General features: G+C 53.7%; 17 protein-coding genes. 7 read left to right on the forward strand and 10 right to left on the reverse strand.

Annotated features, from left to right (window positions below):
* The first annotated feature begins 265 nt into the window (after positions 1-265).
* Complete coding sequence (locus GOV91_RS21415) at positions 266-907, forward strand: MSMEG_1061 family FMN-dependent PPOX-type flavoprotein (RefSeq protein WP_171236965.1); 642 nt, start codon at positions 266-268, stop codon at positions 905-907.
* Positions 908-932: 25 nt separating this feature from the next.
* On the opposite strand, the gene GOV91_RS21420 is transcribed toward GOV91_RS21415, so the two are convergent.
* Positions 933-1,949, reverse strand: a complete 1,017-nt coding sequence (locus GOV91_RS21420) for a succinylglutamate desuccinylase/aspartoacylase family protein (RefSeq protein WP_171236966.1) — start codon at positions 1,947-1,949, stop codon at positions 933-935.
* Positions 1,950-2,327: 378 nt separating this feature from the next.
* On the opposite strand from GOV91_RS21420, the gene GOV91_RS21425 reads away from it, so the two are divergent.
* Positions 2,328-4,043, forward strand: a complete 1,716-nt coding sequence (locus GOV91_RS21425; protein ID WP_171236967.1) for a serine hydrolase domain-containing protein — start codon at positions 2,328-2,330, stop codon at positions 4,041-4,043.
* Positions 4,044-4,523: 480 nt separating this feature from the next.
* On the opposite strand, the gene GOV91_RS21430 is transcribed toward GOV91_RS21425, so the two are convergent.
* Both GOV91_RS21430 and GOV91_RS21435 read right to left on the reverse strand, forming a co-directional pair.
* Complete coding sequence (locus GOV91_RS21430; protein WP_171236968.1) at positions 4,524-5,075, reverse strand: hypothetical protein; 552 nt, start codon at positions 5,073-5,075, stop codon at positions 4,524-4,526.
* Between the two features lie 428 nt (positions 5,076-5,503).
* The gene (locus GOV91_RS21435; protein ID WP_254440754.1) at positions 5,504-6,214 is read right to left on the reverse strand and encodes a porin family protein; all 711 of its coding nucleotides are present in this window, start codon (positions 6,212-6,214) and stop codon (positions 5,504-5,506) included.
* A gap of 609 nt (positions 6,215-6,823) precedes the next feature.
* Here GOV91_RS21435 and GOV91_RS21440 point away from each other — a divergent pair.
* The 3 genes from GOV91_RS21440 to GOV91_RS21450 are packed head-to-tail and all read left to right on the forward strand — an operon-like array spanning position 6,824 to position 9,679.
* Entirely contained in the window at positions 6,824-7,747 is a 924-nt protein-coding gene (locus tag GOV91_RS21440) for an N-acyl homoserine lactonase family protein (RefSeq protein ID WP_171236970.1), read from the forward strand.
* On the forward strand, positions 7,744-8,139 hold the full coding sequence (locus GOV91_RS21445; RefSeq protein ID WP_171236971.1) for a nuclear transport factor 2 family protein: 396 nt from the start codon (positions 7,744-7,746) through the stop codon (positions 8,137-8,139). The genes GOV91_RS21440 and GOV91_RS21445 overlap by 4 nt, the downstream gene beginning before the upstream one ends.
* Positions 8,126-9,679 (forward strand): NAD(P)/FAD-dependent oxidoreductase, encoded by a 1,554-nt coding sequence (locus GOV91_RS21450; RefSeq protein ID WP_170619900.1) that lies wholly within the window; start codon positions 8,126-8,128, stop codon positions 9,677-9,679. The genes GOV91_RS21445 and GOV91_RS21450 overlap by 14 nt, the downstream gene beginning before the upstream one ends.
* Positions 9,680-10,018: 339 nt before the next feature.
* Here GOV91_RS21450 and GOV91_RS21455 read toward each other — a convergent pair whose 3' ends face one another.
* The gene (locus GOV91_RS21455; protein WP_171236972.1) at positions 10,019-11,155 is read right to left on the reverse strand and encodes a hypothetical protein; all 1,137 of its coding nucleotides are present in this window, start codon (positions 11,153-11,155) and stop codon (positions 10,019-10,021) included.
* Between the two features lie 1,105 nt (positions 11,156-12,260).
* Here GOV91_RS21455 and GOV91_RS21460 point away from each other — a divergent pair.
* Together GOV91_RS21460 and GOV91_RS21465 are read left to right on the forward strand one after the other, a co-directional pair.
* Positions 12,261-12,896: a hypothetical protein gene (locus tag GOV91_RS21460; RefSeq protein ID WP_171236973.1), complete on the forward strand. Its 636-nt coding sequence runs from the start codon at positions 12,261-12,263 to the stop codon at positions 12,894-12,896.
* Positions 12,897-13,762: 866 nt separating this feature from the next.
* The gene (locus GOV91_RS21465) at positions 13,763-13,957 is read left to right on the forward strand and encodes a hypothetical protein (RefSeq protein ID WP_171236974.1); all 195 of its coding nucleotides are present in this window, start codon (positions 13,763-13,765) and stop codon (positions 13,955-13,957) included.
* Between the two features lie 91 nt (positions 13,958-14,048).
* Here the strand turns inward: GOV91_RS21465 and urtE are convergent, their stop codons facing one another.
* The 6 genes from urtE to GOV91_RS21495 form a co-directional block, all read right to left on the reverse strand.
* Positions 14,049-14,756 carry an urea ABC transporter ATP-binding subunit UrtE gene (gene urtE, locus GOV91_RS21470; protein ID WP_171236975.1) on the reverse strand — a complete coding sequence of 236 codons (708 nt, stop codon included), beginning with the start codon at positions 14,754-14,756 and terminating at the stop codon, positions 14,049-14,051.
* Complete coding sequence (gene urtD / locus GOV91_RS21475) at positions 14,746-15,486, reverse strand: urea ABC transporter ATP-binding protein UrtD (protein WP_171175043.1); 741 nt, start codon at positions 15,484-15,486, stop codon at positions 14,746-14,748. The genes urtE and urtD overlap by 11 nt, the downstream gene beginning before the upstream one ends.
* Positions 15,483-16,736: an urea ABC transporter permease subunit UrtC gene (urtC, locus tag GOV91_RS21480; protein WP_371732350.1), complete on the reverse strand. Its 1,254-nt coding sequence runs from the start codon at positions 16,734-16,736 to the stop codon at positions 15,483-15,485. The genes urtD and urtC overlap by 4 nt, the downstream gene beginning before the upstream one ends.
* A 10-nt stretch (positions 16,737-16,746) precedes the next feature.
* The gene (urtB, locus tag GOV91_RS21485; protein ID WP_171236976.1) at positions 16,747-18,702 is read right to left on the reverse strand and encodes an urea ABC transporter permease subunit UrtB; all 1,956 of its coding nucleotides are present in this window, start codon (positions 18,700-18,702) and stop codon (positions 16,747-16,749) included.
* A 62-nt stretch (positions 18,703-18,764) separates the two neighbouring features.
* The gene (urtA, locus tag GOV91_RS21490; RefSeq protein WP_171175039.1) at positions 18,765-20,039 is read right to left on the reverse strand and encodes an urea ABC transporter substrate-binding protein; all 1,275 of its coding nucleotides are present in this window, start codon (positions 20,037-20,039) and stop codon (positions 18,765-18,767) included.
* Positions 20,040-20,325: 286 nt separating this feature from the next.
* Entirely contained in the window at positions 20,326-20,712 is a 387-nt protein-coding gene (locus GOV91_RS21495; RefSeq protein ID WP_171236977.1) for a hypothetical protein, read from the reverse strand.
* Between the last annotated feature and the right edge of the window lie 405 nt (positions 20,713-21,117).

Consider the following 21,117-nt stretch of genomic DNA (forward strand, 5'->3'; position numbering starts at 1 on the left):
GGTTGCAGGTAGAATGATCCGTTGAAAGGTTGACATGCGTCCACTGTGCATCGCTTCCGTTCCGCCTTGCAAGCTTTCTAAAACCGAAGGGCCGCTGGCGGCATCGGCCTTTGCTTTGAATGTCTGCTACGTCCCGCACAGCGGTCATTCAGGCCTAGTGCCGCGAGCGGCCACTCCGAGCCCGAAGCAGACTTACGTTTCTGCGCCTTCTTTTGGTCCAAGCTCCATGTGGTAACGTTGCCGTGGTTGTATGGAGATTGACCTTATGGATCATGTTTTTGGACGAAGCGTTGATAATCATTTGAAATCACCGCTTGAGCTGCGAGGAACGGAAAAGCCGTACGATCACTGGGTAGACAACAAGGTAATAGACCACATCGATGAACTGGCCGGACGTTTCATCGCATCATCCTCATTAGCGATCTTGTCGACGACGCGTAATGACGGAGTTTTGGATGTTACGCCTCGCGGTGACCCTGCGGGGTTCGTAAACGTCATTGACAAGAATCTCATCGCAATTCCCGATCGACCTGGGAACAATCGGATGGATACCTTTGAGAATATCTTCGGGAATCCGAATGTCGGCATATTGCTCATGATTCCCGGGCATCGCGACACTCTTCGCGTGAGCGGCAAAGGAGCTGTCGTCAGGGACATCAAATTGGGGCAACAACTTTCAGTCAACGGGCGGCGCTCGGATCTGATCCTACTCGTCCATGTCGAAAGGGTTTTATGTCATTGCCCAAAGGCGTTCATCCGCGGAAAGGTCTGGCAATCGCAGGATTGGCCCGACACCTCCAATGTCCCCGCCCTTGCAGAGATGTTGAAGGTTCACGGCGCGATGCCCGAGACCGTCAAAGAGATTGCGGACGGGTGCAAAGAAGACGCCGAGGAGAATCTTTACTAGTAGTTACTCGTAAATTTTTGGATTTCTATGGCAGCGGGTGCCGCAGCACTTTGATGACGTCATCGCCTTTTCGGACAAAGCGCACTTCCCGGCGTGTCATAACCTGACCGTCAAACGGGGAAATAATCTCTTGATGTGCTGCACCGGGTTTCGACACGACGACGGCCAAACGTTGACCTGACTTCACCCAATCACAAACTTCAACATCATAAAGAACAGCACCGGATGACGGCGTTGCAAGAAGTTCGGCTGCATCAACGTCGGCTATGATTGGGTCTACCTCGGAACTGGCAGGGAGCGTATCGTCGACGGTCCCGATGCTCACCAGATAATGGTAAAGGCCGTTGGCATCTTGTTCGGCAAATTCCGGAGTTACATCGATCATGCCGCGCAATTCAACGGTCGCAGCAAATCGCTCATTTCTGTTGTCAGCAGCCCAACGCTCTCCGACAGCCAAGTCGAATGAAATCGGATCGTCGCTGGCGTCGGTTAGAATAACCTGGGCCCCCATCGACCGGGCAAGACGGCGTCCTTCCTCCAACTGCCGGTCAGAAACGTACAAATAGACTGGGCCGTCATCGTCGCAATGTAGATCAAGCACGACTTCCGCTTGTTCAGCCAACTTTAGAAGCGTTGCCTTCAAACGCTCAGACGCAGGTTTGGTCTCCAAACCGCTTGCGGATTTGGGCGGGAACGACCTGTTAAAGTTGACGCGGGTATTCGCATCAAATCGACCCAGCGGTTGACCGAACACCACTTGGGTCAATCCGACCGGATTTGCGTGAGGGACCAATGTAATGTCGCCAGCCACGCGCCTTTCAGCTTCAGCCGCCGCTAAACGCGGGATAAGACGGTCTATCGCCACTGTGCCTGGCATTTCGAGCGAATGCAGACCACCCTGAACATAGACCGCAGGGCCACTTCCGGAGCCATGAAAGCGAAAAACGTCCAAGACAAATTTTTGGCCAGGTGTATCTGCATCCAGCGTTAGATTTTCAATCTCCATCGATTGGGACACTAAACGCACCGGTGTAAAACCCATAGAGGTTTCTCAAAGCCGCGACACTGGCTGACCCAAATGGCCGGTTCGTCCGCATTGCAGACATTGGGCGTTATTAACTGAATGTCCGCATCGAGCCCAAAAGGCTCAATGCTGCGCGTGTCACGAATGTCCGCATCGCTCATTTGTTGGCGTCAAACCAAATGTTTTTGAGATAACGTGCCAGATGTCGGAAGCGAAAACGGTACCGTCATTCGAGGCGGCGGACCCAAAGCATAGCTGAGGCGGATGACCCGGAGTGTCAATTTCGCCGCACCCGCCCGATACCTCATAATGGAGCCGGCAAAGCCGCTCGATGGCTGAAATGCTAAAAATATGATACCCTTGTGCCTTTATTAGCGCAAAAAGGGAATTTATCGAATGTCGAGATTATGCACAAATTTCGCTTGGATCAATTTTGACGAAAAGTTCAATGGTACCAATCGCGAAGCCACACGAACCTTCGCTATCGAAGGGGAGCCGGTCGGAACCGGCTATCTGCTCATTCAGGTTCGCGACGTCGAGTTGTCGGGACATAGATTACTTATTAATGGGAAAGACTTGCCCAGCTTCGACATTCCGGCGGATCCCGAAAATCAAGTGTGGCGCATCTGGATGGACCGCGTTCCTCCAAACTTTCTGCGATCTGGCCAAAACCGCTTAACGATCCGCCGACAGTTCGACGATCCGACTACAGTGCGCGACGCCGAAGCGTTCTTCGTAGCCAATGTCGCCGTCCATTGGCGTGAGGGGACTGAAATTGCAGGCACGGGCGAAACTGCCTGGAATGACTCTGACGCGGAGGATATGCCGAAGCCGTGGGATTCGAACGCAAAACCGGACAGGCCGGAGCGCTTCCACGATCTCGCGAAGGACCACCCCGGCGCAGGGCGGCCTGTGGACAACGGCTTTCTAGAGGAGGACGAGCGGGGTCGGCCGTTCGGCCTGCGGGATCTGGAGCCGACGTGGCCAAGCGAACCGGGACGGGGTCCTGCAGTTCCGCGACTGCCCTTTAACGAAGTGGGCAGTGGCCCGAGTTTTAACATTGACGTCTTCGTGCGGAACATCCGCAACCGTCTTAGCGGGAACGCGGCGGGGTGGGCGTTCGTGGTCAACCGCAACGGACAGGAATACGACTCAGATGCTGGCGGCGGCGCGATTCTTCCGAGCGACGTGGACGGCGGTGGGACGGCGATCGGGAGCCGAGATTTCACGCCAGACACTCGGGTGCAGATCGCGAGCTGCTCAAAGACCATTACGGCGATCGCCACGCTGAAGCTGCTTGAGGATAGTGGCATTCTGCTGAGCGCGCCAGCCCACCAGTTTCTACCTGCAGGCTGGGATATCCATCCGAGCTTCGAGGCTGTGACGCTTCGGCACTTGCTTTCTCACCGCTCAGGGCTGACGGGTGTCTTCTCCTCGGGGCTAACGGACCAGTTTGCGCAGCTTGCTGTTGAGCTTGGGTCGAACCCCGGCGGGACACCGGTCTACCGCAATATGAACTTTACACTGTTTCGCTACATCAACCCAGCACTCTGGGCGATCGTCGACCTGCCGTCATCGCGAAACGCGCCGCCTGTCGCGGCGGCCTTCTTTTATGCGGTCCACGTTATCGAGCGATTGTTTTCGCAAATGGAGGGCGCGATCGGCAATCAGGCCTCGACAAGTCCCCTAGAGGCGCGACCGACGCGGTATTACGCAAATGCGAACGCGCTCTTCGGCATAGATTTCCCAAATTATGCCATGCTCGCCGGTGCGGCCGGGTGGCACATGTCGGCTCGCGAGCTGGCTGCTGTGCTCGCCTTCCTGACCTATACCGAGAATCTTATCGGTTCGGGCACTCGGACGATCATGGACGCGTTCCGTCTGGGATGGCGCGAGCCCGGCACATACCAGGGCGCCTTCGGCGACTACCTGGGGCACGGTGGGTTGATCACTCAGACGGACGGCATGAACCGGACTGGTGTGACACGGACAGCGATCATGAAGTTCCCGATTCAAGTCGAGGCGGCGCTGGTCGCCAATTCTGAGATCACAGGATTGAACGGATCAGCCGGCAGCATCCTCGCCCAAGCCTATGACGGGGCGTGGTCTTGACCGCTTAGTCGTGTTCCGACCGGTAGGGCGCCAAGTCCTGTGCCGCGCGGCAACATAGCGATTATTGCTCAGGGTGAGAAATTACACTGGTTGGTCAGGGACTTCATGATTGTGAATAGCGCGCGAAAGTACTTGATCGCAAGGAGTTGGTCCATTGAACCTTTGCGGCGCGACGGGCGCCCAGGCCTCAAGCCGTCACTTCGAAGGCTTGACCTGTAGACATGACTGCTGCGGGCTCAGAGCAGGAGATTGCTCTTTATCTTGCGACAGAGTTCTGAGAATCTTAAGCCGCTGAGATCAAATGATCCAAAGACCTGTGTCAAAAAAGAGCGGTCTGAGACCAACTAAAAGCGGACGTTGTGAGCAAAACCGCAAATTTTTGAATTGTCCGCAGACGGTCATTCAACCAACCTTCAACCAACGTCCTTTTTGGACAAAAGGAACAAAAAATGGGCCCAGTCAGACCAGGCTGCTCAGCCTTCAGGAGACTGCACCTATTTGTCCACCGGATGAGGTAGAACCCAATGCCTTTAGTAGTAAATGAATGTTCGCTCTTGCGGCACCTTCGTTAGCTTTTTGCAACCTTTCAACGCCAACAAATGCCTCCGACAAATCTGCCGTGTACTCCGACTTTATAGTTCTGTCGAAAAGTATCCTGCTATTAGTATCAATAATGTTGTATCGGACGGTCATTGCGACCTTCAAATCGAAGCCAACAAGCGGTTGTTCGACACTAAGAATATCAGCACGTAGCGTGTACTGGCCTGAAGTAGAGTAAATTCCAGCTTGACGAAGAGAAGTTTCTAAAGCCGCCTGAAAATCTTCTTTTGATATTTCCGATGTCCACATGGGGTTGGTTTCTTCCCCGCCATATCCAGTCACCTTTCCGACTGAACTGTGGTATTTCGCCGAACTTGGTGTTGGTGCAATTGAACCCGGAACCATGGCCGTTTTTTGCGCTGGCTGAGCACAGCCGGCTAAGTGTATGCACATTGCCACCCCTGTTACTTTGCTGGCAAAATCAAAAGACATAATCCCCCCTTTCATTCACAGCCACTGTTATTTGGCTCAAATGTGAAGTGAACTGCCAATGATTTAATGATCTTAGGCCAGAAGCGTCTTTGATGTGTATCAACTCAGAATTTAGCTGGCACCGCAACGAGCGTCCCCAATAAGGGGACGCTTTTGTCCGTTAATCGTTCCATCAAAAAATTTGATGGTGCCGCACTGGTGCAAACGGCAGATTCGTCCGCAATGCGGACGGTCAGCTGAAGCGAGCGAACGTCTGCCTCGGACCCAAAGCAGTTACTTCAACACCGACTTGTCAATACGCTCTTCCGCAAAGGTATTGAATGCTGACAAGGAAAAGCTGGCCAGGGAGAACGAAGCGATGCTCAGAAAACCTGAACCACTATGAAAAGACGCCATCTTTTAACTGGCTCCCACTGAACTACCACTAATCAAAAGCGGTATGTCGCACCGATGACTGGCCCAGACTGACTGAAGGTAAAGTCGTTGCCGTTGATCTCGTGATCGAACGTGATGTAGCGATATCCGCCTCTGATCATCCATCTTTCGTTTATTGAGTAATCCGCGGTCAACAACACTTGCCAGGTCTCGCTGTCGCTGCTGAATCCGCCATAATCTAAAAACGCCGTGCCGGTCCACCTGTCTGAGAATTTAAACCGAGCACGGGCTCCGACAACAGGGTCAGTCCAGTCTGCGTCCACAGAGGTTGTACGCCCGGGCAACGCTCCGGGTGACAGTGTGAACTGGGTTTCTGTACTAAACCACCGGAAACCTCCTGCAACGTCTACCTGTACGGTTGGATCTTCATAGACACGGTAGCCAACATAGCCGCTCAAAAACTGCGTCTTGAGTGATGTGTCCAACCCGGAAAACGCTGGTCCAGGTGTGTCATCTCCGAAAGAAATGTCGGTATAGTTGTAGTCAGCTAGCAAGCTCCACCGCCCATTGCTGGCAGCAATTGTACCCATAAAGGCAAGGTCCAGATTGCTGAGTGCGTCCGAAAAACTGAGCGTGGCGTCGATGTTGCCTCGAGGAGTATCCAGCGATGTCTCGGTCTCTGGCATGAACAGATAAATGGTGGCCTCGAAGTTCCAGTCGCTGGCATGCGCTGCCATAGGTGCCGCTAAAAGTGCCAAACTCAATAATGTGGATTTCCGTGTAGGTAAAACGTACATAACTCCTCCTATTGTCAAATGCCGACAGCAAGATCCTCCGGAACGCGAAGACCTCAATTTGCATTCTAGCATTCTGGTGTGAATGAGAATTGTAGTTTCGATCTGTGTCAATAGGATCCCCAGACTGCGCGTCGCCGAAATTTGATAACGTTCAAAATTGCTAGCAACTTAGGTGTCACTATTAGTGGAGAAGTAATTCAAACGCTCGACCAGTTCTGCGTGGCAACGAATGTCAGAATCGTCCGCATTGCAGTCATTGAGCGGAATTGAGTGAACGACTGCTCCGAGCCCATATCGGCTTTTTGTTGCGTATCGCACCAATGTTGGCTTCTTAGTCTCTCTCTTCGGAAAAACACAGATTTGACGATCCCGGCATCGCGAAGCCGACCACGAGGTGACAGAATGCTCGTTAGCCAAGCGGGGCAATGACGTAATGGATTTGCGTGAGTTTTGAGAGAGATCAATTCTGCCAATCCCTAAATGTGCCAAAGTCGTCCCTGATATCAGATCTCCACACTCATTTAGCTTGCGAACACATCGAGATGTGTCCGAGCGATCCAATGAAGGGAGCAAGCTATGGAAACCACACAAGCGGATAAAGAACGTGCGTATCAAAACGCTGACCCACTCATTCGATCTGTGCAGGTTCTTGATTGCGGGCGCGCTGAACAGCATTGGGAGCACCGGAACGGTAGTCCCCTCCCCAAACTCTGGTGGGTGTTCTTTGGACGGCGTTGGGTCGACCTTCCGTTACAGGCTTTTCTGATTACCCATCGTGATGGGCTGGTCCTTTTCGACACGGGCATCGACCCTGCTGTCCAACTTGACCAGGGCTACATCAAACAGGCTATAGGGCGCTTCTTGCTGCCGCGCATCTTTCGGCTGCACCTTACTGCGGAGGACCGGATCGATCGCGTCCTCCATAAATCCGACGTCGCGCCCGAGGAGATTAAGACCGCGGTCATCTCGCATCTGCATTTTGACCACGTCGGCGGAATTCGTCACATCCCGCAGGCTGACTTGCTGGTGAGCGCGGAGGAATGGTCGATCCTGTCGGAGCCACACCCAGAGCAGGATTGGATCCTGCGCGAGCATATCGAAATCCCGTCCGCAAAGTGGCAGCAGATTTCGTTTGTGCCCACGGACGACCCGCTCTTTGAGGGCTTCGAAGGCATCCATGACGTTGCCGGTGACGGCTCCATGATTTTGATCCCGACGCCCGGTCATACAAGGGGCTCGATGTCGATGTTGATCCGGCAGGAGGGTTGGGATCCGATGCTGCTTGTTGCTGACCTCACCTACGACGCGGCCTTGATGGCGAAGAACGTGGTCCCTGGTGTTGGCGACGGCCCAACGCTGCTTGCGTCCTTTGCCAAGGTTCGGAAGCTGCAAGAGCGCCTGCCCAATCTTGCGATCATTCCCTCGCATGATTTTTGCGCGTCAAAGTTCATTGACCACGCGACAGGTTCCGCACGCGAACCGGACGGTTCAGTGTCATGACTGCAGATCACCCAGCATTGGCTGTTTTACAGCAGCTTGATACTACCAACATGGCGGCCTCTGCGCATCTCTTCGCCGAGGTTGCCCTCTGGCACTACTCCAACCCCAATCTCCCGGACTTGAACGGCGACTACGTGGGACCGGCAGGCATAAGCACCTTTTTTGCCAAGCTTGCAGAGAAATCCCAGGGGACTTGCCAGTTAGAGCCCGTTTCGGCCACGCCCGTGGGGCCTGAACTGGTCGTCGTCCAGTCTCGCAACACGCTGACCCTCGAAGCTCAGATCATCACAGTGGACGTCGTTGTTGTCTGGCGCGTTGTCGCAGGGCGCATTCAAGAGGTCTGGGACATCGTTCCGTGTCAACCAACGGAGATACGACATGTCGGAGATTGAGAACACTGTTTGGGACGCCATCGTCATAGGCTCGGGAATGGGGGGCATGGCAGCGGCCGCGGCCCTAAGCCAGGTCGGTCACAAGGTCTTGATGCTGGAGAAGCACTGGACGCTCGGCGGGCTCACACATAGCTTTTCCCGAAATGGATTCACATGGGATGTGGGCGTTCATTACCTGAGTGAAATGTCACCCGGTGATCGTGCCCGGGCTCTTCTTGACTGGCTGTCCGACACCCCCATCGAATTTGCCCCATTGGGGTCGATCTACGATACACTGCACATCGGGTCGGCCGAACCTTTGTCCCTCTCGCGTCCCTATGAAGCCCAGGAAATGGATCTCAAGGACCGTTACCCCGACGCAACCGATGCCATTGAGGCGTGGACCCACGCCATGAGAGCCGGCCACGATGCGATGTACAAGATTTTTCCGACCCGTGCGATGCCGGGGCTCGCAGGAGATATGCTCGATTGGTGGAACAGGGCGACAATCTCGAAGTGGATTGCTCGTACGACGCAAGAGGTCATCGATGACCTGACCGACAACAAGGAGCTAGCGGCCGTCATGTCAGCCCAATGGGGAGACCACGGCGGACGCCCCAGCAAAGCGAGCTTTGCCATGCATGCCCTGATTGCAGGTGCATACCTGCCCAGCGGGGCATGGTATCCGGTGGGTGGGGCCAAGGCTTACGCCGAACACATTCTTCCAACCATCACCAAGCGCGGCGGCGAAGCACGCGGAGGTGTCACCGTCACAGAGTTGCTTTTTGACGGCGACACTGTGGTCGGGGTGCGGACAGATGACGGCACGGAGTTTCGCGCAAAGGTCGTGATTTCGGATATCGGCGCGCGTGAGACCATCGACAGCCTCTTGCCCGAGAACTGCGGCCATGAAGACTGGATCGAAGAAATTCGCGCGTTGCCTTCCAGCATTGCTCATTTCAATCTCTTCTTTGGCTTCGAAGGAGACATAGAGGCTGCCGGTGCCACGCGGGCAAACCACTGGTTTTACCCAACAGGGGAAACCGATGTTGTCTGGACGGATGCGCCTGACGGGCCACCGCCCCACATGGCTGTGTCCTTTGGCTCGCTCAAGAACACCGCGCATGATCCGGGACCACGCCAGACGCACGTGGGCCAAGCCATCTTCTGGGCGGATTGGTCCACTGTTGAGGAATGGGCAGACCGTCCAGCCGGTGCGCGAGGCGATGATTATGAAGCCTTCAAGAAGCGCGCGGAAGACACTTTGGTGGCGCATTTCAAAGCCCAGTTTCCCGATTTGGCTAAAATGATCGTTTACCAAGAACTAGCAACGCCGCTGTCGACCGTCAGCTTCACTGGGCACCGCAAAGGGTCGTTTTACGGTCTGGACGTGACGCCCGAGCGGGTCATGTGCGATGGGTTGCGGGCGAAAACGCCTATCCAAGGTCTTTTTCTGGCAGGACAGGATGTCGCAAGTCCCGGTATCCCAGGGGCACTCTGGGGTGGGTTGCTCGCCGCCGCCAGCGTTGACCCAAGGGTCTTCAAACACTTCCAGAAATGAGAATGGAAAGGCACAAGGATGTCTGACTACACAACCAAGAGTGTTCCTGAGCAGCACTACCTCTAGGTGGAATGCGTTTGTTCCTTGGCCACAAAACAGCCGTTCGAGTTCGGCGCTTGAAGGGTTGCTCGGTTCGCACAACGGCCATTGATGCGCTGCGTAGCGAACGACCGCTCCGAGCCCGCGGCGGACATGGTTGTTTCGCAGAAGTTGTGTTTTAGGTTGTCCTCTTAGTAGCGATATTGCCACCTAATGCATAAATCGGGTTCAATCCAACTGGAGGCTGACAATATCAAAAAAGGCATCTCAATCCTCGCTCTGAGGCCTCTTACATTACATTTATCCGTTGCTTGCAAATTCGTCTTCCGGCTCTTCATCTGGGGTTTGATCTGCTCCCTCCGCTTCTCCATCAGCATCATCGTCCTCCTGGCCGTCGGCATAAATGCTTCCGTCGTCCGAAGTGCCTAGTGTGGCTTTTACCGATTCTTCATCGGGATTGGAGGCGCGGACGGCGCCAAGGACGCGGTCTTGCTGTTCCTCCGCGATGATTGTGTCGTCAGAAAAGTCGCCTTTGTAGTGCCCCAACAGGCTGGCTTCCGCGTCATGCACCGCCTCCGCAGCCGCCAACTGATCGTCGGTCGGCTGCCCTATCTTATTTCCGTCCTCATCTGTTGTTACGTCGTGCGCATCTTTCACCGCTTGTGCTGTCTCAAGATCTTCAGGCGCAATCGTACCGGGGGTGGCCGCCTCATCGGCAAGAACCTGTTCAGCTTCCTCCAGCGTCATTGGAGCCGTGTCCAAATAGTCATACGCCGCAGCAATTTCCTTCACTTCTTCTGGGCTCAAGTCGTAGTCTTCACCCATGACATGATTGAAGTTCGCGTCGGCTACTGCAAGACCTGCAGCCAGGCTTACCGGCCCTGTACCTTTCGCATACTGTCCGTTCGCGATATGCGCGAGTTTTGCATTAATACTGGAGTTAATCGCACCATTCAGTTTGCCAAGGTTGCGAGGGTCAAGCGTGCCATCATCAAGGAGTTTTGTTTTTCTGCTTGGTGGGCTGAGGGACTGCTTAACACTCGTTTTTTTTGCTTGTGTTGTGGTCGTCCGCGCCTTGTTCCCTTTGAATAGACCTTTGATACCGTTTTGCTTTAGGTTGCGGCCTAAAGCCTGAAAGTCTTTCTTCATAGCTCGACCTAAACGACTGCCGCTCTTTGACTTACGACTTTTGCTGGCAGACTTCGAGTTTGTCCCGTTCAGCGATTTGTCAGAACCCCATCCCCTTTTGGCACCTTTTTCACCGCTGTTGCCGCCCTTTTCACCTCCGTTATCCCCTTTTCCACCGCCGTTACCTCCACCCTTGCCGTTACCATTTTTGGCGTATGCGTAATCAGCGGCAGAAACCGTCACGATCGGTGCAACTACAAATGCAGACAGTACGAGTGCGGAGACGCTCACTTTAAGGAAGTTCAACACGTAAGAAATCCTTTTTACTTAGCGAAATACAGATTAGCGGTGACGTGCAAATGCCACACTTAAGAGTGTTGCCAAAACGGGGCCAGAATGTGGCAACTATCCGACATTTCGGAGTGGATATTTTTAATTTAACATTAACAGCTTAGCCGTTACTCCCAAAAGAATCACTGGGGAAGTATTAATACTGTTGACAATAGTAATTAGCTTGGAGCTTTTGTCTCCAAAAGCGGTCAAAAAAAAACGCCAAAACTGAAATAATTTGAGCGTTAATCTTCGGTTAATGTGAGGTTTGAAACAGATTAGTCAGTTTTTCACGAGTTGACTATGATTAAGCAAAGCAAAAGGGATCTATTTCCACCTTTAAGTGACGCCAAGGTCGAAAATTTTAGCCCAAACAAGAATAGCGACCTAAAATCTATGATAAGGAAGGCTATAATTGCTTTTCCCGTATTGCTATATTTTCTTCTTTTGGCCTTTTTTCTAAATAGAGCGTCCGCCGCAAGTTATGTATCGATCCTATTGTAGAAGAAGGCTTTTGCCCTCGGCTAGAAAATGAGGGTCCGTGCCGTTAGGCCCAGCAGCGAAAGGTAGCTCTATTCATCAACTTGGTCAGCTGATCAATCATTCAATTGATTCTGGAGCTCCCCGCCGCAACAAACGGAAGCTTTGCCTGCCCAGCAGTCACTGGTCGTTTCCAGTAGACTGCCCCAATTACAGTTGTGCACCGCTTTTTTTGTTTTTCATTTGTCAAAAGCTACGTTGGCAACCCTTTCGGGATGATGCGTCTAGGAAATCAAACTTCACTCTAAACGACCTCGCTCGGAATTTTTGAACTAAAACTTAGGAGATTGCAGGCAATTTCCAGGCCGCGCGCAATCTAAGTACAACGCCTTCTTTGTTACTCCTTCGAAGACAGACAGTAGAATTTCTTTACGCAAAAGACCTCAAAATTGAAAATTGTCACTTTTGACCGAACAAATTCAAAATTTTATTGAAATTTCTCAATGGCAAAGCGACCCTTTGAAAAGTCGGTGCCGCTTTGTGTTTTGGCGGATATTTCGGTTTTGTTAGTGCCAAGGTGGGGGGACATTTTGGAGTATGGTAAATGGTTTTTCGTTTTCGGGCTTTGACCCTATCTCTTGTCGCCTCTACAGGCTTGCTTTCTGCATGTGCGACGCCTTCTGAAACAACGATTACGCGAGACTCACAGATTGACGACACATTGGCAAATCCAGACAAGGAATGTCAGTTCGACGCGATTTCGCATGTGGTCGCGCGGCAAGTAAAACTTCACGACGGCGGCGGAGAAACACTTCTTCAACTTGGCGATGCTTGCCCAGACTTGGAAGTTGCATTCTATTTTGAGAACGGCCGACGGGAAGTTAGGATGCCGTTTGAAGACGGCAATTTTTCCGATCCACCTCTCGGAGCAATCGATTCTGACCGTGAGCAGGATTCTTCCCAATTTGCTGATTTCAGTGATGGTGTTCAGTCCGGTGGCCGTGACAGCTCCGGCAGCGAAAGCTCTGGCAGCGGGGACAGTTCCGACGGCAGCGGCAGTTCTGGTGGCGGGAGCAACTCCGGTGGCAGTGACAGTTCTGGTGGTGGGGACAGCTCCGACGGAGCGGACAGTGCAGAGAGTGAAAACCGCGGTCGTGGAAGCACGGCTAATAATGGACACGGCAATGGTAGTGAAGGGTCCAGTCCTGGACGCGGCTCGCGCTCAAATGTCGACGAATGAAGCTACGTGGGTCTTCCCCATTTTAACGTTCATCATACCCATCAATTGTAGATATAAATCGGCAGTTCGTTCAAAATGCCGCGAACGGCCGCTGTCGTAAAATGCAGACCTTCAGGCGAAAATTCTCGGAATGACCACGAACAATGATCGCTATCGTTTTTAAGCCGTCATCTGACAAAATCACTCAGATGACCGCCTTGAGCCCAAAATTGTCAATCGGTAAAAACGCGTCGAAACACTTTCTAGTTGTTGATGGCCGCGCGATCTTTGTCTGGGATGACTGACGACGCGGGCAACAGTTTGGATACAGGACTGCCCAGACTATCTGGATCGTGCCTAGAAGCACACTTATTCAAACGGTGTGGTGTGAACGCTAGCTCGTGATACCGGCGCTCAAACTAGTGACCAAACACCCAAGCAGATATTTCGCTGCGTTTTGGTGTCTCGCCGTTGGGTTTTAATACGCAAGTTAACTTCAATCCAACGAGACTATTCTTCTTTGCGCGCGTAAAAATAGTTGATTTGTTGCATTTTGGAATCAAGTATCCGCACGCGTGGTAAAACTGAATTACCTCTGTTACTTACGCATTCGCCAGACTTTTCTGGTCGCCTCCTGGAGATGTAAGTGAGTGGCGTCGCCAGGAGGCTGCTGATATATTGAGCGGGTCGTTACAGGGAAACTATGAAAGAAGCGATTTTATAGTCAGAAGAGATATGTGACTCGCCTTGAGCAATGTCGCTTATTTCGGGATTCCCAGAGATTCTTGTTCGACGTCACAAGGAAACATTCAAACATCAGCATAATTCTGGATTTATTGCGTCAGTACGTGCTTTCTTCGACCGTTAAGGAAGTAGGGGAGAGCCAAATGAAACAGGAGCTGAGAACGTTGACGATTTGGTCATTCCTTTGGTTCACGGCATTTTCGATTGCTTTTCCCATCGGCGCGCAAGAAACTGAGGCGGATCAAGAGGCTGTCGAGGTCGAGAACGACGATCTTATTAATGCAGCCGTAGATGAGATGATTGCGGCCGATGATCTCGAAATCCTACTTGTTCCCTGAAGTGAGTTAAGAGACGGTATGTGCATAAGCCGGAAGTGTTGAATGCGGTGCGTCAAGCATGACAGAGTAGAAGGGAACCACTAAAATGCCGTTAAACAGATACCGCGGACAATAGTTGTTCTTTGCCAATTTGGCATTTGGATCCGCATAGAAGAGGGGTGCCTCGCTCGAGAACCAAGAATTCATCGCCTAACGAATAAGCAAACTCAAAAAACTGCTCGACCAAAATTATGGCCATTTCGCCTTGATCGCGTAGCAGGCCGACGACTTCCCCGATCTGTTTGATAATGTTCGGTTGAATACCTTCGGTCGGCTCGTCCAAAAGCAGTATCTTTGGCTTCGTGATCAACGCACGCGCAATTGCAAGCTGTTGCTGCTGACCTCCAGATAAGTCGCCCCCGCGCCGAGAAAGGAACTCTTCTAAGATCGGAAAAAGCTCGAAAATATAGCCGGGGATCGCGTGATCGCTGCGGGGCAGGCAGGCGAAGCCTGTTTCGAGGTTTTCGCGAACCGTTAAAAACGGAAAAATCTCGCGCCCTTGCGGAACGTAAGCCACTCCTTTTCTGGCGAGTTCAAAGGAAGTGACATCGCCGATTATTTCGCCGTTCAGGACATAGTCGCCACCGCTGCGGGGATGCGTGCCGGATATAGCTTTCAACAGGCTTGTTTTTCCAACGCCATTGGTGCCCATGACACAGGTCACTTGACCTTGACGCGCGGTGATGTCGACACCGTTCAAGATCTGGCTGCCTCCATAGTGAAGGGTCAGATCGGAGATGTTCAGAAAGTCAGCGGCCAAGATAAACCTCGATTACTCTTTCGTTCTGGGTGACATGGTCCAACGATCCTTCGGCCAGAACCGACCCCTCATGCAGAACGGTTACTTTGCAGTTGAGGCGGCTGACGAACTCCATATCGTGTTCTACGACGACCACTGCTCGGGTTTTGGCCGCTTCAACAAGGATGTCGGTCGTATGTTCGCGCTCTGCCGGGGTCATCCCTGCCGCAGGCTCATCCACCAGCAGCAATTGCGGATCCTGGGCCAGCAGCATCCCGATCTCGAGCCATTGCTTTTGCCCGTGGCTAAGTTCACCGGCTTTGCGGTCCAAGGCGCTCTGCAGACCGATTTCGTCGGCCAGCGATGCGACTTTCTCATGATCTTGCTGACGCGCCCGGAACCGCAGCACGGCCAACGGCCCGCGTTTGTTTTTCAGGGCAAGAATCAGGTTTTCGCGGACACTTTGGTCTTCGAACACAGTTGGTCTCTGGAACTTTCGCCCCACTCCGGCCTGCGCGATCTGACTTTCGCTCATCGACAGTAATGAGACAGATTTTTCGCCCCACAGAACATGACCATCGTCCGGCTTGGTTTTGCCCGTGATGATGTCCATGAACGTCGTCTTTCCCGCCCCGTTCGGGCCGATGACAGCGCGCATTTCGGCGGGGCCGATTTGGAACGTGAGGTTGTTGATCGCCTTGAAGCCGTCAAAGGATACTGAAACGCCAGAAACTTCGAGAAGTGTGCTCATTCATTCGCCTCCTTTTCGCGCAACGATCCAAGGTCCGGTCCCAGGTCGGCCCCATGTCGGTCCGGTGCGCGGCGTTCCGTAAGCTTGTCGATCAGTCCCCCTATGCCGCGGGGCGCGAAAAGCGTGACCGCAACAAACGAGAACCCAAGCAGGATGGTCCACCAATCGACCCATTGGATCGTGTAGAACCCCAGCGAGATGTCGGGGGCCTGCCCGCCCGTGAACCATGTCGACAGCAGCGAGACAAAGGCCGCACCGATCACCGCCCCGTACAGCCGTCCGCGCCCGCCGATCGCCACCCAAACGGCCAGATAGATTGACGCAATGGGCGCAATTTCGGCCGGGTTAATGATGCCCGCCTGTGGATAGTACAAAGCTCCCGCGATACCACAGATCACGGCGGTGAAGGTAAAGATGAAAAGTTTGTAGGCCTCGACCGAGTATCCAAGGAACCGGACGCGGCTTTGGTCGTCGCGGATGGCGCGAATAACCGATCCGAATTTGCCAGACACCACCCATGCGCAGACAAGGTAGCCAAGGCCTAGCGCCAAGGCGGACGCCCAGAAGAACAGGATCGAAACCGTTGATTGCGGCACCGAGTCCAGCCCTGGCAGGTTCTGCAGCCCCGACAAACCGTTGTTCCCGCGCAACCCGCTGTCGTTCTGGAACAGGTACAGGGACAGCGCCAGCGTCATCGCCTGCGTCAGGATCGACAGGTAAACCCCGGTCACCCGGCTGCGAAACGCCAGCCACCCAAAGATAAGTGCCAGAAGACCGGGCACCAACACGACGGCAGCCAGTTGCAGCGGCAGGGAATGTGCAAAAGCCCAGATCGGGGGGAACTCGGATGCGCCGACAACGCCGAAAATCTGGGTGGCAATGCCATCCGAGATTTCCTGGGCCGTCGGCGGCAAGGCAGAGGCCGCGAGGCTGTCGACCACGATAATCTCGGTACGGGCGTACATCAGCCACATACCGATGGCATAGCCGCCAATGCCAAAGAACGCCATGTGCCCCAGCGACAGGATACCTGTGTATCCCCACACCAGATCCATCGCCAGTGCAGCAAGACACAGGCACAGCGTTTTGCCCAAAGTTTTGATAAAGCTGGTGGAAATCAGCCCGATGCCAAACCCTTCGCCCAAAACGGTGATGATGGCAGTAAACAGGGACAGGAAGATCAGAAAGATCGCGACAGAGGGATAGCGCAGCACCAGTGGCTTGCGTATCGGTTCGACTGTAGAAGTCATGTCAACCATATCACGCTTCCGCCGCCCGACCTTTGAGCGCGATGATGCCGCGCGGTCGGAATTGAATGAACAGGATGATGAAAAGGATCATGTAGGTCTGCGCCGCCAGCGTATTGGACGGGTTGAACCACTCGATCCCCTTTTGCAGCGTTCCAACCATCGTCGCGCCCAGCAGCGTGCCCCAGATGTTGCCAACGCCGCCGACGACCACCGTCATAAAGCTTTGCACGATGTAGTCAGAGCCCATCTCGGACGTGACTTTGGCGTACAGCCCGATGGCCACGCCGGCGATGCCAGCAATGCCCGAGCCCAGACCGAACGTCAACATGTTGATCCGGTCCGGGTTGATCCCCATCGAGGATGCCATGCGGTTGTTCTGGGTTACGGCCCTCACCTCAAGCCCCAGCCGAGTTCGGTTCATGACGATAAGGAATAGCGACAGAAACAGCAGCGCCAGAACGAAGATCGCGATGCGGATGTAGCTGATCGACACGATGTCGTTCAGAACCATCGACCCTTCCAACCATGCCGGAGCCGTCAGAGGACGCGCCTGCGTGCCGAATATATTCTTGGCCAGTTGCTGCAAGGCAATGGAAACGCCGAAGGTTGCCAGCAACGTCTCTAGCGGGCGGTGATACAGCCACCGAATGACCAGCCGCTCCAGCAGAACTCCGGCCCCGAAGGTCACGAGAAACGCGCAGGGAATGGCCACAAGTATCGAAAGCGTCAGGTCAGGAATGAACAACTGCACCACATAGCCGGTATAGGCGCCCATCATGATAAACTCACCATGCGCCATATTGATCACGCCCATGACCCCGAAGGTGATCGCAAGACCGATCGCCGCGAGGAAATAGATCGAGGCCAGAGACAGCGCGTCCAACACCAGATCCGCTGTCTGGTTCAAAGCAACCTGCGTTTCGATGTTGTCCAAAGCCGCCTGCGCAGCAAGAGCGATGGGCAGGGGGGCTGAGACGTAAACCTTGAAAAACTTATGCTTTTGAACAGTTTCGGCAATATCTTCCTGTGTCACCAGCGGGGTCGCAAGACCTTGCTGGGCCAACACCTGATACGCGGCCTCTCGGGCGGCGTCCTCGTCAAGGCTCGCCACTTGTACACCCGCAACGGTATCGCCGTTTATGTTGGCGATCAGGGTTTGCTTTACCGCTGCGGCATCCACCGGTTCCGGGGCCAACCCATTTGCGACAAGAAGTTTATAGGCCTGGTCCTGCGTCAACTCGTCTGATCTGACCTCAATGCCAACCGCACCGTCCGGGATTTGATCTGCGACCTTGATTTCGGATGAAACCAAAGGATTGAGCGTTGCCCTGACATCAACACCCAGATCGCCGGCAAAGCTGTCGATTGCAGCAAGCCTCGCAGCCTCATCCTCATCAAAGCGAATGGTGAGCAAGCGTTCCAACCGGGCTTTGCGCGCCTTGAGGTCGGCGTCTTGTTCAGCTTCGATGGAACCCCGCAGGGCAGACAGGTGCGACGCCTCGGCGTCTCGCTCAATCGCTGTCAAAGCAGCGTCGCGTGTCCTGGGATTGGGGTCGTTCAGCTGAAACTGTACCAGCGCAGACGCGATCACCCCGCGAATACCAGAATTGGGTTTGAGTTGTTTGTATTCCTTCTTATCGACAACTCCGATCTCGACACCGTCAGATACATCAAAAATCTGCAACCCACCGTCAGCCGTTGAGGCAAAGACAAAAAGACCGGTTTCTTTGTTGAACCACATGTCCTTGGCCTGCCAACGCTCCAGAACGGTCTGCGCTTCCGGCAGTCCACTTTGCGCCAACGCGTCAATCGCGGGGCCAATCGTCTTGCGAGAGGATTTCTGGATCACCTCCGCGTGGGACCGCAATATCTGCTGAACCGGGGCGTCTGCGGATTGCGCTTGCAAAAGGGTAGGGGCCACAAGGACCAGCAGGGCAAGCACTGCCCGCCTGAACGGAAACGTCATTTAGGAAGACCTTTGTTTTGAGCCTCGGGGCACAACTCGTGCGCCCCGAGGAATTCAGGTTCTTAGTAGTTGGACTTGATCTGTACGCAGCTCTCAGTTTCGGTGTTGTACATACCGCAACCCAGCTGTTTCCAATCCGACACGAGAATGGCGGATTCAGGCAAATAGTCGGTCCAGGCGTCGCCCGGAACTTCTTCTGTCTGGCTGATGATGTCGAACTGACCGTCTTCCTGGATTTCACCGATCAGAACCGGCTTGGCCAGATGGTGGTTGGGCAACATCACAGCGGTGCCGCCTGTCAGGTTCGGGAATTCCTGACCGTACATGGCGGTCCGAACGGCGTCGACATCGGTGGTGTCGGCAGCAGTCGCCGCGTTCACCCACATATTGAAGCCGATGTAGTGGGCCTCCATCGGGTCGTTGGTCACACGGTCTTCACCCATGCGGGCTTTCCACGCTTCGACCCATGCCTCGTTCGCATCGCTTTCGGCCGACTGGAAATAGTTCCAGGCCGCCAGGTGACCGACGAGGTTGGTGGTATCCAGACCGGCCAACTCTTCCTCACCGACCGAGAAGGCGACAACCGGAATGTCGTCAGCCGAGATACCGGCGGCAGCAAGTTCCTTGTAGAAACCGACGTTCGCATCGCCATTGATGGTCGAAATCACTCCGACTTTCTTGCCGTCTGCGCCAAGCGCGACCACGTCGGCCACAATCTTGGACCAGTCCGAATGACCGAACGGCGTGTAGTTAACGAAAATGTCCTCTTCCGCGATGCCCTTTTGCTTCAGATAGCTTTCGAGGATGTTGTTCGTGGTTCGCGGATAGACGTAGTCGGTTCCCAGCAGCGCGAATTTTTCAACTTCCAGCTCATCCAAGAAGTAATCCGTGGCTGGGATCGCCTGCTGGTTCGGCGCGGCACCTGTGTAGAATACGTTTTTCGAGCTTTCTTCGCCCTCGTACTGAACCGGATAGAACAGCAGTCCATTCAATTCTTCGATTACCGGCAGGACGGATTTGCGGGAAACAGAAGTCCAGTTGCCAAAGATCACGTCAACTTCATGCACTGTCAGCAACTCACGCGCCTTTTCGGCAAACAGTGGCCAGTCCGAGGCCGGGTCTACAACGACGGCTTCAAGCTCGCACCCCAAAAGACCACCGGCTTCGTTTTGCTGTTCGACTAGCATTTCCATTGTGTCTTTCAGCGTCGTTTCCGAAATGGCCATGGTGCCAGACAACGAATGAAGGACGCCAATCTTGATCGGGCAATCGGCCAGTGCAGGCAATGAACTGGCCAACAGGACTGCGGCGGTTGTGGTGAGAAGTTTGGTGTGCATCAGCATTTCCTTTTATGCGACGCGCAGCAGGGTTGTTCGGGGCGCTTAAACGTCCCATATACCCACTACGCATAATTGCGGTGTGCGAGGGCGTCTTCAGGTTCCTAGGCCGGGCACCTTCGCACATGTTCCAAGCCGTCTTGCGGCACTCCATAGTGCTAGGATAGTTCTCCACAACACTCAGAGTCTCATGACCCGAGTTACTGGACAGATTGAGGGTATTGCCCGATTTTGCGGCAGCGCAGCATGTCTCGCTTAAAAATGCGGCAACGCAGCGAAGCGACTCTTATACACCGCCCAAGATCAACAGATTACACTGATCCAAATACTGCTTGGCGGTACGGCGCGCCGCACTTGCTTTCACCTCATCCGAAGCAAAGGTCGCGGTTTGCAGCAAACGTGCATGCGCGTGTTTGGAATTCACCCTGTGGCTTAGGACAAATTCTGCGTTGTCCGCTGTCGTAGTCGCTTCCAGCAATGAGATAAATCCGCCGCGCCGCAGTTCATAGTCCTGAGCTTTTGGATCGTTCAAAAGCCACGCGTGTTCCATTTCAGCCGAGAATCGCCCTGCACAACCCGCAAAGGACTTTACGATCCCACTTTCCGCATATAGCAACCCAGAAGACACCAGGGTGCACAGATTTGAAAGCAAAAGTGTTCTCAAAGCGCTCATAAAATAACCATCATCAATGGAATTGCGCCCGTCAAGGCAGCGCTCTGAAATTAACTGTGTTCAGTTTAGGGCTTACTTGAAATAGTATTTCCCGCCTTTTTCGAGCTCAGATTTGGTTAATCATAGCGGTTCCTCAATGAACGGCTGAGCTCGCCCTAAACTTCTGAAGAGGACGAGTTGACGCTTACTATCGGCTTCAAATAACTAAAGCGTCGCATTGGTTGGAAGTTTCAAAGTCTGAACTGAGACCCGCTTGAGACTCTCGATCCGCTAACCAAGACCAAGATTGAGCACGCTCAAGCAGTCGTTCACTCAAACCAAACGTGCTGCAATGCAGCTAACGACAGTTTTGTCCGCAAAGCGGTCAATTGCCTTCGGTCTCACAAACGAAGCCTGATGTTACGC

Origin of the sequence: Ruegeria sp. HKCCA6837 (assembly GCF_013034475.1) — a bacterium.
Lineage (GTDB): Bacteria > Pseudomonadota > Alphaproteobacteria > Rhodobacterales > Rhodobacteraceae > Ruegeria.